Consider the following 13,903-nt stretch of genomic DNA (forward strand, 5'->3'; position numbering starts at 1 on the left):
AGTTGGCTTGATGCCTTAATTTTAAATCTACCCAACTTCTTACTTGCAATCCTGGTTTTTATAATATTTATTTTCCTGGCTAAATATACCGGCCAGTTATTAAGTAAACTACTGGGGAAACGGGTTAAACAAGATTCTATAAGACAAATAACCGTTAAGGTGAGCAAGGCAATTGTGATCCTTATCGGTTTTTTTATTGCCCTTGGCATTTTAGACCTTAATAAAGTGCTTACTTCGGTGCTTGCCGGTGCAGGGGTTGTTGGTTTAGCTATAGGTTTGGCGTTACAGGGAACCTTAAACAATACATTTTCGGGAATTATTTTAAGTTTTTTACCCGAGCTTCAAATTGGTGATTGGATTGAAACTAATAGCTATGCCGGGGAAGTAACCGAAATAAACCTTAGGAATATAGTTGTAAAACAAGCCGATAACAATTACGTGGTAATTCCCAATTCTAAAATTGTAGAAGAACCTTTTAAAAATTTTTCCAGAACCAACCGTTCTCGTGTAATGCTAAATTGCGGTGTGGGTTATTCTTCTAACCTGGAAAAAGTAAAAGAAATGACGATTGAAACTATCTCTAAACATTTCCCTTCTCGTGGAAATGAGCAGGTAGAATTTATGTTTACTGAATTTGGAGATAGCTCAATTAATTTTGTAGTTCGCTTTTGGACTGATGTTAAGAAAAACCGGGACATTTTAGTTGCCCGCGATATCGCTATTATTGAAATTAAGAAAACTTTTGACGAGAATGGTATCAATATTCCATTCCCTATTAGAACTATCGATTTCTCTAATACTTTGAATATGAAAAAACCTGAATAACCTTAACCTTTAAATTCAGTTGCTACGTTTTTCATTCTTTATTCAAAGATATTTTCAGGCAAATTATCCTGGAAATTATAGGAATAATTTAATCTTCACTCTTCCACTTCCCTTCTTAAAGTGAAGATTCTCTGCTGAATAAATTTTACTAAACCAGATTTATTCTCTTGAAAATCATTAAAAAATAATTTCTCTATAATTTTTAGTAATGCCTGAAGTCCAACTGATTTAGACATATAAGCACACTAAAGCACAAAAAAAAGCTGCCGGAGAATTCCCTGGCAGCTTTTTGCTATTATTCTGTACAAGCCTTTAGAACTGGAATCCAAAGCCGAAAGCAAATCGGTAGCCATCGTCACTTCTAAAGAGGCTAAAGGTTCCGTTAACAGCGTCTGCACTGTTTACCCAGAAACCAACTCCATAACTGTCGTGCCATTGGTTACTGTCTTCAAAATCGGCCCAAACCCTACCTAAATCATAGCCTCCAAAAACTCCAATTTGTAAAGGTAAAAACCTGGTGGTAAATTGATCAAAACCATATCTAAGGTCTGCACCGGTTGCAAAAGCACTTTTCCCGGCAAAACGTTGTAATCGATACCCTCTTAATCCACTCTCACCACCTAAATGCGCTGCCTGATAGAATTCATAATCGTCACCCATATTTAAATGTGCCTGAACTCTTGTTTTTAAAACCAGTTTGCGGTTTGTGGTAAGCGCGTTATAAAAACCCCAGTACGGTTTAAAATATCCATAAACCTGATCGGGATCTGCAGTATTCATTTGGCCACCCAAATTAAGTTCAAATTTCATCCCTCTACTTGGGTTTAGGTTATTATCATAACTTTCGTAACGATATAAAGCATCTAATCCCGCAAAATATTTTCTATCGAAGAACTCTGGATCATCTATTTCAAAATCTTCTGTAATAAATCTTCCTTCTGTATCTTCAACTTTATTTCCTTCAAAAGTGGCCATATATCTAAATAAACTACCAAAAGGTGTTTTATTTTCAAATCCGGCCTTTACGCCAAAGCGACTAATTTTTACACGGTTGTAGTCAAAATCTAATTCATCATCAAAATTCGGCGTTTGATTTCCGAAGCCAAAAAAGTTCCTGGCAAAATTGGGACTCGTATAATTGGCACCAACTTTTAGATTATAATTTCCAAGAATATGGGCAAATTCACCTTCATAATAAAGATCAAAGCCCTGGGTTGCAAAATAATATCCACCACCAAAGATATGTTGGGCGGTAAATGGGTTTCGTTTAAAAGCATTAATGGTATTTACAACTTCAAGTCCAATTTTAAAACCATCATCGGGGTTAAATCCAAAACCGGGTAAAATAGCTCCCGTGGTAAAATTCTTTTTATCCTTGTCGTAGGTATTGATTTCATAATCATCGGTAAACCTAAATTTTGCGCCACCGCCTTCTTCAATGGTATTTGGTTTAGATTTATGATCGTAAATTTTAAGTCGGTTGTTATTATTTATAGTATAAATATCATTATTCTGGCCGCCAATTATTCTTAAGAAAATATAGTTATCACCTTCGCCATCTACCTGAATTTTATCATCATCATCCAGGGCGTATAACCAAATCTCGTCAGTATCTTTTTTATCATAAACTTTATCGCTTAAAACCTTAGCTCTTTCGCCACCTTTGTTTCTACTAATCTTAATACGGGTTTTTCCATCCTTCATTCGGGTAACATCAACAAAATCGTCTTTATCTGTACCCGTAACAATGGCTAAATCGGCAAAGTGATCGTAATAACGCATCGCAATATCTACAATTTTATCCCGTCTTGCTTTTACCTTTTTGATTAGTTCTTTGGTAGTATCATCGTAAGTTTCAGGCGGAAGTTTTGCAAAAGCTTCTTCAATAACCGCATCGGTCATATTTTTCTGAATATATTCCGCTTGCTCTCTCCAGGTTTCTTTCCCTACATTTTGAAGCAGGGAACGGTCTAAACCTGTAGCAGAAACATTAAACCATTCTACATTATTAATATCTTCACCGTAAACCGCAAATTGCGAAGCAAAGCCGGTTAAAGCCCTTAATGTGCCAAAAAAGGCACCATCAAAATTAGAAAATACCTGGTCTCTATCTCTGGGAATTGGCTTGAATATACGGTTTCCCTCCTCATCTTCAATTTCAGCCCAGCGCCATTGATCCTGGTGTCTATCCCAATCGCCAATAAGCATATCAAATATCCTGGCTTTTACATAGGCCGGTTCGTCTAAAGAGTATTTTTCATCCCGACGCAACCGATCAAACATCCCAGCGGTACTTTGAATATCGTGATTTGGAGACCCAAAACTCTCGGCACCCAACCAGTGATCTTCAGGACGCTCCTCTATCATATAAATTGCGTCTCCATGTTCTTCGTTATATTTCCCTAATCTAGGTTGCTTAGGTAAATAATAAATTTCGGGATTTGTATGGTGTACTCCAATAGCATCAGCCATAGTAGGGATAGCCAAAAATGCATATGGATGCGCCGCGGTATAAAAATCTGAAATTATATCCTCGGCTACTGTATTTTCTAACTGGGTCTCAATAGGCGTATTTTTAAAGGCAACCGTTTGCAGGAACTGAACAGCCTTCTTTTTTATTCTTCTAAAGTTATATTCCCTATCCAGACTATCTTTCATTCTAATAGAAATAGTTTGGTGACCACCACCGGCTCTCATAGGCGTTAAACCTCCGTAAAGGGTTTCCAAATCTGCGACTTCTAAGGTAATATCTGTACCGTAGAGTTCTCGATATCTCTCTCCCCAAACCGTTCTGTGAACAGAGCCTTTATCGGTTTCATTCTCCGGATAAACCGAGGTGGTTACTGTGTCATCAAATTCTTTCGGAAATTCAGAAATATCAAACTCTTGAGGTGCTTCAAATATTTCTTTCTGAAATAACAGTTTTGGTTTGTTCTCTTCATTTCCATAAAAACTAACCCAGGTTGATCCGTCCTTAAACACATCGTAAACTGCAAAACCCTGTTCAGGATAAGCAAAAACCCCATCGTTACTTAAAGTTGCGTAAGTTGCTTTTGAAGTAGAACCCGAAACAATTTGTTTAATCTTTCCATGTTCTATATACTGTAAAGAGTGTTCATGGCCACTCACAAATATTAACCTGTCAGACTTTTGGCCAAGGGTTTCCAGGCGTTTAACTAAAGATTTATAACGTTCGTTTTGAGCATCCTGGATTGAAACACCACCCGTGGTTCTAATTAAAGTAGCCAAAGAACCTAAAATTGGTATAGGAATTTTCTTTTGTGAAGGATAAATGTGCCGATTAAAATTATACTGCCCCCCGTGAATTCCATTGGTGAATAAAGGATGGTGAAGCGCTACAATAATATTCTTATTCTGGCTTTTTTTGAATTCTGTTTCTATTTCAAGAAATAGTGCCTCGCGGGTTTTGATTTCGGCACAATCGTCATTTATCGTTGGGCTTTTATCCCAGTCTTCAAGATACCATTGAGAATCTATAACTATTAGGGTAATTTCGTCCCCAATATCCATAATTTCCAGGCCACAACCTGCTTTTGGGCTCCATATTAGGTCTTCTCCAAACTTCTCTTTTAAATACTCCTCTTCTCTTTCCAGCCCATCAATACGCTCATTATACCAATCGTGGTTACCGGGAATAAAGAGTACATTCCCATCATAATCTTCAATAGCGTCTAATTGGGCATCTATTCTATACTCTGCAGCTTCTCTATCCGGGTGGCCTTCTTCAGGCATTCCGTCAGGATAAATATTATCTCCCAGGAAAATGGTATAATTATCTGATTGTTTTACAGAATCCAGATAGCTTTTAAAAGCAATAAGACCTTTAGAGCTTCCACCAATTGGCGAGTAACCACCGTCTCCTAATAAATAAAAAGACTTTTCAATTTCTTTATTTTGAGGATATCCAAAATTGGAAGTAGGTTCTCCTTCGCGGTATTTAGGATCTGATGAAACACACGAAAAAATCACTAACAGGGCGGTTAGTGACATAAAGAAGTTAGTTTTTTTCATAAATGGTATTGAACATTTTTTGTACTTTGGCGAAACAAAAACAAGCTAAAATATATGAATAATCTCATTGAGAAAGCAGATGATTTTGTTTTAAATCTTTTCAAGGAAAAATTACCGAACACGTATATATACCATAATTACAAGCATACAGAACGGGTGGTTAAAAGTACTAAAGAATTAATTGCCAATTCTGAAATTAATGTTAAACAAGAAGAGGCGTTGTTGCTTGCAGCCTGGTTACACGATACCGGCTACACCCGAACTTTTAAGGGTCATGAAGATGAAAGTATAAAAATTGCAGAAGATTTTTTAAAACAGAACAATGCCACACCAGAGCTCATTGAAGATGTTCTAAATTATATAAATGCCACAAAATTTGAATCTAAACCTGAAACTCTCCCCGAGAAAATTATAAGGGATGCCGACTCGTCTCATTTTGCTAAAGAGTATTTTGAAGAAACCAGCGAACTGCTAAGGCAGGAATTAGAACTTCATAATATTAAGAATTTTACTACCGGTGAATGGATACAGGAGAACATACGAATGTTCACTGAAAAGCATCAATTTTATACCGATTATGCTATTGAAGAATGGGGCCCAAAAAAGGAAGAAAATCTCCTGGAGCTCATTGCCGATAAGAATAAGCAAGAAAAGAAATTAAAGAAAGAAGAAGCTAAAGCGCGTATGAAGGCGCGTTATAAAAATGATAATCCTGAAAGAAGTATCCAAACACTTTTTAGGGTAACGCTTAGAAACCACATAAAATTGAGTGATATTGCCGATACTAAAGCCAACATCTTACTTTCGGTAAATGCGATAATTATTTCCCTGGCGCTTGCTAATATGATTCCCAAATTAGACGCGGCCAGTAATAAACACCTACTTATTCCAACCTTAATCCTTATTTTGTTTAGTGTGGCATCAATAATACTTTCGGTACTATCTACCCGGCCTCAGGTAACCAGTGGAGAATTCACCAAAGAACAGGTTAAAAACAGGGAAGTAAACCTTCTTTTCTTTGGAAATAGCCATAAAATGCCATTTGAGCAGTTTAAATGGGGTATGAAGGAAATTATTAAAGATAAAGATTATGTCTACGAATCTTTAATGTTAGACCTGCACCTACTGGGTAAAGTCTTACATAGAAAGTATAAAATTCTAAGAATAACTTATACTGTATTTATGATAGGGATTATCGTTTCGGTAATCGCTTTTGTGGGCGCTTTTTACCTAATGTAATTCTTCCATTAAATTTTCATAAGTAATCGTTCTATCGGGTTCATTGCTATCTGGCGTATATAAAACATTTATCCTAATAGCTTTGAGCCCTACTACTCCCTGTACATCTTCAAGCTCAAGTAGTTCCAGGTCTTCACCCAAATAATTCTTGGTTTGCAAGTATTTTATATACCTTAAATATTCCTTTTCATCGCCTCGCTGGCTATATACAATTGCAATTTTTCCTTTTTGGGTAATGCGCTCTTCGGTTCCTTTTATAAAAGATTTATCTATTCTTTTTTTAATAATTTCATAGCGCGCATTGTAGGTGCCATCTACATCAAATTTCTTTTCATCCATCCTGTATCTAATAGACATTGTAGAATTATAAACCAGGATTAATGAAGCGGCATCAAGCTTAATTGGCGTGGTTTGTTGCAGCTGGTAAAATCGGTTTTCCATTTCGCACATAGTGCTCAATTGCCACAGCCTAAGATTATATAAATACACCTTATTAAAAGGCCTTTCTTTTACCATAGAAGCGCCAATATAAATATTGTGGTCTACTCCATCGGTTTTATAACGTTCAAAATAATGCGGATAAATCTTTTGCGCAGCAATTTGTTTTCTGTCTAAAAATCGTGACATGGTGCGATTAATTTGCTGCACGGTTTCATCGTAATTTTTTCGATGATCATAAATTATTCCTGTTTCAGGATTAAGTTGATTTTGATATTCTTCAACCGCTTTTTTCAGTTCAGAGGATTGCTTACTCAAATGGCTCATAATAGGATTTACCTCCTTCTGAAGCAAATTAAAAACCTTCTGTTCACTGGAAGCATTCAGGCTACTTTCCAGCTCGTCCATAAAGTCAGAAATTCTAAATTTAACCTGTTCATAAATAGGAAGTTCCTCTATTTTGTAAGCTTTATCTATTATAGACTGAATAATTTTTAATTGATGAAGCAAATCTTTTTGAATGGCATCATTGCGCGCATCAGAAGAAGCCACCACGTCTATTTGGCCATATAATGGATAAATATCTTTAAAAACAATGTCTTTAAAGGAAGCCAATCCATCATCATCATAATCTCGAATATATTTTTTGGCTTCTTTTTCAAAAACCCAAAGCACACTTGGGTGTATAGAAGTACATTCACTTTGGATCACAGCTTTTACCCTATTTTCAAAATCGCTGCGATTTCTATCTACCGCAGTAGCTATATAAGGGAGAATTTCATCTAATTTAATGGTATTAATACTATTAAGCTGGTTCTTTTTCTTCGCCACTAACTCCAGGATTCCCAGCAATCGATTATTTTTAACTACCGGGGCCAGAATACAACTTTTTACGTCGCCTTCTTTTAATCTTCTGGAAAGGATATTATTTTTAGTTTTTTTGGCATATTCATCTACGTTGGCAATACTAAAAAAACTGTGATTTTTAAAGATATTATTGAAACCTTCTTCACAAACGCCTTTCTTACACTCACTTACCAATTCATCATTTAAAATATAACTGTTGGCTTCTTTATATTCCATCTTTTCGAACATTTCGTCCTGCGGATTATAAACGGTAAAACCTACCCGAAGATCAGGGATTTTATAGATAGACCTAAAAATCTCCTCCAATTTTTGAAGTTCATCTTTTTCTGAAGATTTTTCAAAAAGTAAAGCAGTTTTCAATTCAGATATTGCATCATCCATCGTAACATCGGTAAGATTTACGATGGTAAATCCTTTAAATACCCAACTATTAGGTGGAAATTTTTTACGCCATAAATCTATATCTTCAACATTTTGCAGCAGTTCGTCTACATCTTCATCTGTAATTTTCTTTGCATTTTCTTTGGGATAGATATCAATAAAATCTCCGTTTAATGCAATACGGTATCGCCTGGTTATACCCTGTTCATCTGGGATATCAAAATATAGCGGGCGAGAATAATCTATTTTATACCCGTAGTAATCGTTTAAAATGTTAATGCATTCCTGCACATATACACTTTTGTTATCCAGGTTTCTTATTTCAAGTTCAAAATCTTCTGGAGTATCCTCCATTATTTTTTTTAATCGCTTAGACCTATTAAATAAGAAATTTTGAAATGGAATAGACGCCGCTTTAATTTCGTTATTGGTGAGTACATTTGGAAAAAGATCGTCCAACAGTACCCTTACCGGCTCTTTGTAATTTTTCAGCTCTTCAAAATCTCTAATCCCTTCGGTTAATGCAGGAAAAGCCTCCACATGCTCAAGAATACTTTTTATATAATTCCGGGAAATCTCATTTTCTTCAAACTTGAGCTGTTTTTTATACTGCTCAACAACTTTATGAAAACTAATTTGAATCTCAAAAGGTAAATTTTGTTTCTGTTCTTTCATAAATAAGTAATATCTGTTAAAATTACATATTCCGCAAGGCTTACAAATTTACAGAGTTTAAATTAACAATTTTTTATAAAATTTGGAAGGTATTGCCATGACAGATGCTTATTTTTGCTTTAAAATAAACCAATTTTTATGCGTAAAATTATAGTAATGCTGGCGGTTGCAACCGTATTTGCCTCTTGCCAGGAAGATAAAGGATATTTTATTTCTGGAAGCGCTCCAGAAATGGAAAACGGAAAGATGATTTATGTTTCTGAAATTGACGAAAACACCAATCGTCCCAAAAGAATTGATTCTACCTCTCTGGAAAATGGCGAATTTGAATTAGATCTTGAAGATCCAGAAACTCCAAATTTAAGCTTTCTTGAATTTGAAGGTATACAGGGCAATGTGATATTTATTGCTGAAAATGAAAAAATAAACTTCAAAGTTTATAAAGATAGCATAAGAGCGTCTGAAGTAAATGGTGGAAAAGAAAACCGTTTATTGTATGAATATTTAGGGCATCTTAAGAATATAAACGAAAAAGTAACTAAAGGTCGTAACGCAATGCGAACGGCTTTCCAGGAGCAAGACAGTACTAAACTTGCAACCTTACAGGAAACTGAAACTGAAATTATAGATAACGATAAGGTTTATAAGAAAAAGGTGGTTCAGGAAAACCCAGATTCATTTGTTTCAATAATGGTGATTAGCGATATGCTTAGAATGAAATCTTACCCAACAAATGAAATAAAAGAAATGTTTGATGGTCTTTCTGAAGAAATTCAAAATACTGCCATTGGGAAACAAATTGGTCAAAATCTTGAAAAAGAAAGTAAAGTAGCGGTTGGTAGCAAAGCTCCTAATTTCACTGCTCCAACTCCAGATGGTGACGAACTTTCTTTAAAAGACGCGATGGGAAAAGTAACGGTAATAGATTTTTGGGCGGCCTGGTGTAAACCCTGCCGTGTAGAAAATCCTAACCTTGTAAGAACTTATAATAAATATAAAGACGATGGCCTTAGTGTTATTGGTGTTTCTTTAGATCGGCCTGGCCAAAAAGACCGTTGGATAAAAGCTATTGAAGAAGATGGATTGCCATGGCACCAGGTTTCTAATCTTCAGTTCTGGCAGGATCCTGTTGCTCAACTTTATGGGATTAAAGCAATTCCCGCAGCTTTTGTTTTAGATGAAGAAGGTACTATTGTTGCCCGTGACCTTAGAGGTGACGATTTAGATAATAAAATTGGAGAATTACTTAACAAAGGATAGTGTTTTCAGTTTTCAACACATAAAAAAAAGCGCCGTAGTGGCGCTTTTTTTATTTAGGAATTTGTGAAGATTCTATTCCATAAGTAACTGAAAAGAAACATTAACATCTATGCTTATTTCCATTTCACCGGGTGCCATAGTTTCCTGGTTAGAAGCTTCATCTGCAGAACCTTTTATTCTCATAGCACCATAAACCGGCTGGTAATTATTACTACTACCTTCACTAATCTTATAAGCTTTTCCTACAGTTTGGCCCAAAGGTTTTGCAAGTGCTTCAGCTTTCTCCTTAGCATTTAATACCGCTTTTCTTCTGGCTTCAGCCTTATGCTTTTCAATCTCTGAAGATTCAAATTCAATTCCATTAATTCCGTTAAGGCCATTTTCCAGCAAACCTTTCATAATAGATTCATATTTGCTAATATCTTCCAAAGTAATTGAAATTGCCTGATTGGCTACATACGTATAGGTTTTATCATTGTAATTATAGCGCTTATTTAAATTGATATAATTAGTATTAATATTTTTTTCGGCAATTCCTTCAGATTTTAGGTACTTAATCACTTTATTCACCACTTCATCATTTTGAGATTTTACTGAAGTAGCACTTTGGCCTTCGTGTTCAATTTGGGATTTTATTGTCACCTTATCGGGTGCTACTTTTACAACTCCTTCTCCGGTAACGTGAATTCCTGGATTTGTATCATTTTGAGCTTGCATTCCTAAGCCGGTAATTACGGCCATAAGTAAGATTATTTTTTTCATAGGTGATTTATTATTAGTTGAAAGGGCTAATACAATAAGAGTACCAAATTAGATTTTTCCCATTTTTTGCATCACAAATAAAAAAACAATGGGAAGCGCAAGCAATAATACCATTAGTAAATGTTCTTCAAAAACCCAACTGGCTAGCAAAAGAGTTAATAAATATCCGCCTACCGCACCGCCAAAATGGGCATCGTGACCAATATTACCAACCTGGCGCTTCATCCCGTAAATAGTATAAAACAAATAGCCTATTCCAAAAATATATGCCGGGATGGGAATAATAAAAAATAAGCCCAACATCATATCTGGCCTTAAGAGAATGGCTGAATACAAGACGCCCATCACCGCGCCACTTGCACCAACAGCCGTATAATGCATATCTTTTTTATGAAAATAATATGAAAGTAAATTCCCTAAAACCAAACTGGCAAGGTAAACAATTATAAAACCTACTGTTCCCAGAAAAAAGATAACCGAATTGGCGAAAAAATACAAGGTTAGCATATTCACCAAAAGGTGCGTAGTATTTACATGTAAAAAACCTGAAGTAAGAATTTGGTATTTGGCGCCGCGATTAATATCGGCAATATTAAATTTATATTTCTGAAAAAAAGAATCGTCTTTAAATCCTTTGAATGAAACCAACACATTTACACCAATAATTATAAGGGTAACCAGGTTTAATTCTCCCATAGTAGCTTTAGTTTAGTGCCAAATATACCATATATTTGCTGAAAATTATTTTATGCAGGCTGTAGTTTTTTGGTTGGCTTACCCGCTACTTTGGCTAATTTCTATTCTTCCTTTTCCGCTTTTCTACCTGGTTTCAGATGTAGTTTACTTTATTGTTTATTACCTTATAGGATACCGTAAAAAAACAGTAACCAATAATTTAAAACTTGTTTTTCCTGAAAAATCTACTGAAGAAATTATTAAAATAAGAAAGAAATTCTATTCACATATGTGTGATATGTTTCTAGAAATGATAAAAAGTATTTCTCTCTCTGAAGAGGAATTAAAAAAACGATTTGTTTACACCAATCTTGAAGAGCTTAGGCGAATAGAAAAACTAGACAAAAGTATTATGCTTATGTGTGGGCACTATGCCAGTTTTGAGTGGCTTTTTGCACTACAACTCCACGATCTTAAACACAGCGCATTTGGCATTTATAAAAAAATTAGAAATCCCGGCTTTGACAAACTAATTAATGATATAAGAAGACGGTTTGGTGCCGAACTAATACAAAATTCTAAAGCAAGTTCGCGAATAGCAAATAATCAAAAAGAAGGTGTTCGGGGGGCTTATGCTATGATAGCCGATCAATCGCCCAGAACATCCAGTTATAAATTCTGGACAGATTTTATGGGAAAAAAAGTTCCTTTTTATACAGGTTCTGAAAGAATAGCTACAGAATTTGATATGGTGGTACTATATCTCCATGTAGAAAAAGTAAAAAGAGGCCATTATAAGGCCTCTTTAATTAATATTTCTGATAATCCTGCTGAAACTAAAAACAATCAAATAACCTTAGATTACATTCAGCATTTAGAAAAACAAATTCGGGAAAAACCAGAGTTCTATCTCTGGACGCACAAGCGTTGGAAACATGTGGGAAAAGAAATTCCCGAAAATGCTGTTGTTCGCTAAGCTATAATTTTCTCGATTTCTTTAATCATATCCTCAGCTAGTGCATCAGCTTTCGCCTGAGATTTTGCTTCGGTATAAATTCTTATAATTGGCTCTGTGTTCGATTTTCTTAAATGTACCCAGTTTTCAGGGAAATCTATTTTTACTCCATCTACGGTTGAAACTTCTTCCTTTTTATACTTTTCTTCCATAGTCTTTAAAATACTGTCAACATCAATTTCTGGTGTCAACTGAATTTTATTTTTGCTCATAAAATAAGCGGTATATTCCTTACGCAATTCAGAAACACCTATATTTTTTTCGGCTAAATGGGTTAAAAACAATCCAACTCCAACAAGGCTATCACGGCCGTAATGAGATTCAGGATAGATAATTCCACCGTTTCCTTCCCCGCCAATTACAGCATTAGAATCTTTCATTAGTTTAACAACGTTCACTTCTCCTACGGCACTGGCTTTATATTCCCCACCGTGTTTTTTAGTCACATCGCTAAGCGCCCTGGACGATGATAAATTACTTACGGTATTCCCCGGTGTTTTAGATAAAACATAATCGGCACAAGCTACCAACGTATACTCTTCGCCAAACATTTCGCCATTTTCATCAATAAAAGCAAGCCTATCTACATCTGGATCTACCACAATTCCAAAATCGGCTTTTTCTTTTTTTACCAATTCACAAATATCAGTAAGGTGTTCTTTTAAAGGTTCTGGATTATGCGGAAAATGTCCGTTTGGCTCACAATAAAGTTCTACTACCTCAACACCCATTTTCTTTAAAAGCTGTGGGATAACAATTCCTCCACTAGAATTCACTCCATCAACTACCACTTTAAAACCGGCTTTTTTAATTTTTTCGGCATTCACAAGTTTAAGTTTCAATACCTCATCTATATGAATATCCATATAATTATCTTTCCGGGTGACGGAACCAAGATCATCAACTTCAGAAAAATTAAAATTATCCTGCTCGGCGTATTCCAGAATTTTAGCACCCTCTGCCCCATCCAGAAATTCTCCTTTACTATTTAATAATTTAAGGGCGTTCCATTGTTTGGGATTATGGCTTGCTGTTAAGATAATTCCTCCGTCTGCATTTTCTAAAGGCACGGCTATTTCTACGGTTGGCGTTGTTGAAAGGTCTATATCTATCACGTCTATTCCTAAACCGGTAAGAGTATTCATTGTTAAATCCTGCACCATTTTCCCTGAGATTCTGGCGTCCCGACCTACAACTACTTTTAATTTTTTATCTTCTGAATTATTCTTTAGCCAGGTTCCGTAAGCAGCGGCGAATTTTACGGTATCTATAGGAGTTAGATTATCTCCGGTTCTTCCGCCTATTGTACCACGTATTCCTGAAATTGATTTTATTAAACTCATAAGTTTATTTTATATTAAATGTTTTTAATAGTGAACGAGCCAGGGGCGAGCTCAAAGTGTTTTATTTCTAGATATATAAATCTCTATTATCAAGTGAAATTTTAACAAATATACAAGGCGCAGACAGGTAGCGCCAAAACTTAACAAAAATTAAACAGGAAACTACGGGATTTACGTAACTTTCAAAGATGAATTTCTTAGCACATATATATCTGTCGGGCGATAATACACAACTGAAAATCGGGAATTTTATTGCAGATTCGGTGAAAGGTAAACAGTATTTAGATTTTCCGCCCGAAATTCAAAAAGGAATAGTACTCCACCGTGCAATAGATACTTTTACTGACACTCACCCAATTGTAAGTAAAAGTGTAGAGCGTTTATTTGATCG

At 35.4% G+C, this 13,903-nt stretch carries 9 protein-coding genes and 1 pseudogene; 5 read left to right on the forward strand and 5 right to left on the reverse strand.

Annotated features, from left to right (window positions below; all coding sequences use genetic code 11):
* A partial coding sequence (locus tag AACZ30_RS09435; protein WP_339649024.1) for a mechanosensitive ion channel family protein occupies positions 1-825 on the forward strand: 825 nt, incomplete at its 5' end.
* A gap of 312 nt (positions 826-1,137) precedes the next feature.
* Here AACZ30_RS09435 and AACZ30_RS09440 read toward each other — a convergent pair.
* The gene (locus AACZ30_RS09440) at positions 1,138-4,857 is read right to left on the reverse strand and encodes a metallophosphoesterase (RefSeq protein ID WP_339649025.1); all 3,720 of its coding nucleotides are present in this window, start codon (positions 4,855-4,857) and stop codon (positions 1,138-1,140) included.
* Between the two features lie 54 nt (positions 4,858-4,911).
* Here AACZ30_RS09440 and AACZ30_RS09445 point away from each other — a divergent pair, with 54 nt between their 5' ends.
* Positions 4,912-6,096, forward strand: coding sequence for a Pycsar system effector family protein (locus AACZ30_RS09445; protein ID WP_075326514.1), 1,185 nt, complete (start codon positions 4,912-4,914; stop codon positions 6,094-6,096).
* On the opposite strand, the gene AACZ30_RS09450 is transcribed toward AACZ30_RS09445, so the two are convergent.
* Positions 6,088-8,457, reverse strand: coding sequence for a GAF domain-containing protein (locus AACZ30_RS09450; RefSeq protein ID WP_339649028.1), 2,370 nt, complete (start codon positions 8,455-8,457; stop codon positions 6,088-6,090). The two genes, AACZ30_RS09445 and AACZ30_RS09450, sit on opposite strands and share 9 nt — an antisense overlap.
* A gap of 138 nt (positions 8,458-8,595) precedes the next feature.
* Here AACZ30_RS09450 and AACZ30_RS09455 point away from each other — a divergent pair, with 138 nt between their 5' ends.
* Entirely contained in the window at positions 8,596-9,717 is a 1,122-nt protein-coding gene (locus AACZ30_RS09455) for a TlpA disulfide reductase family protein (RefSeq protein ID WP_339649030.1), read from the forward strand.
* Positions 9,718-9,789: 72 nt separating this feature from the next.
* Here AACZ30_RS09455 and AACZ30_RS09460 read toward each other — a convergent pair whose 3' ends face one another.
* The gene (locus AACZ30_RS09460) at positions 9,790-10,479 is read right to left on the reverse strand and encodes an SIMPL domain-containing protein (protein ID WP_339649031.1); all 690 of its coding nucleotides are present in this window, start codon (positions 10,477-10,479) and stop codon (positions 9,790-9,792) included.
* Positions 10,480-10,527: 48 nt separating this feature from the next.
* A complete protein-coding gene (locus tag AACZ30_RS09465; protein WP_075326506.1) occupies positions 10,528-11,175 on the reverse strand; it encodes a rhomboid family intramembrane serine protease in 648 nt (215 codons plus the stop codon).
* A gap of 52 nt (positions 11,176-11,227) precedes the next feature.
* Here AACZ30_RS09465 and AACZ30_RS09470 point away from each other — a divergent pair, with 52 nt between their 5' ends.
* On the forward strand, positions 11,228-12,130 hold the full coding sequence (locus AACZ30_RS09470; RefSeq protein ID WP_339649033.1) for a lysophospholipid acyltransferase family protein: 903 nt from the start codon (positions 11,228-11,230) through the stop codon (positions 12,128-12,130).
* Here the strand turns inward: AACZ30_RS09470 and glmM are convergent.
* Positions 12,127-13,512 (reverse strand): phosphoglucosamine mutase, encoded by a 1,386-nt coding sequence (glmM, locus tag AACZ30_RS09475; protein WP_339649034.1) that lies wholly within the window; start codon positions 13,510-13,512, stop codon positions 12,127-12,129. The genes AACZ30_RS09470 and glmM overlap by 4 nt on opposite strands.
* Before the next feature lie 188 nt (positions 13,513-13,700).
* Here glmM and AACZ30_RS09480 point away from each other — a divergent pair.
* Positions 13,701-13,903, forward strand: a pseudogene (locus AACZ30_RS09480) (DUF479 domain-containing protein); the annotation flags it as partial.

It is taken from the genome of uncultured Salegentibacter sp., from assembly GCF_963972535.1.
GTDB lineage: Bacteria > Bacteroidota > Bacteroidia > Flavobacteriales > Flavobacteriaceae > Salegentibacter.

Coding starts and splice junctions, on each gene's coding strand:
- glmM (WP_339649034.1), bottom strand. CDS start 13,512: ATGAGTTTAATAAAATCAATTTCAGGAATACGTGGTACAATAGGCGGA.
- AACZ30_RS09460 (WP_339649031.1), bottom strand. CDS start 10,479: ATGAAAAAAATAATCTTACTTATGGCCGTAATTACCGGCTTAGGAATG.
- AACZ30_RS09465 (WP_075326506.1), bottom strand. CDS start 11,175: ATGGGAGAATTAAACCTGGTTACCCTTATAATTATTGGTGTAAATGTG.
- AACZ30_RS09440 (WP_339649025.1), bottom strand. CDS start 4,857: ATGAAAAAAACTAACTTCTTTATGTCACTAACCGCCCTGTTAGTGATT.
- AACZ30_RS09445 (WP_075326514.1), top strand. CDS start 4,912: ATGAATAATCTCATTGAGAAAGCAGATGATTTTGTTTTAAATCTTTTC.
- AACZ30_RS09450 (WP_339649028.1), bottom strand. CDS start 8,457: ATGAAAGAACAGAAACAAAATTTACCTTTTGAGATTCAAATTAGTTTT.
- AACZ30_RS09455 (WP_339649030.1), top strand. CDS start 8,596: ATGCGTAAAATTATAGTAATGCTGGCGGTTGCAACCGTATTTGCCTCT.
- AACZ30_RS09470 (WP_339649033.1), top strand. CDS start 11,228: ATGCAGGCTGTAGTTTTTTGGTTGGCTTACCCGCTACTTTGGCTAATT.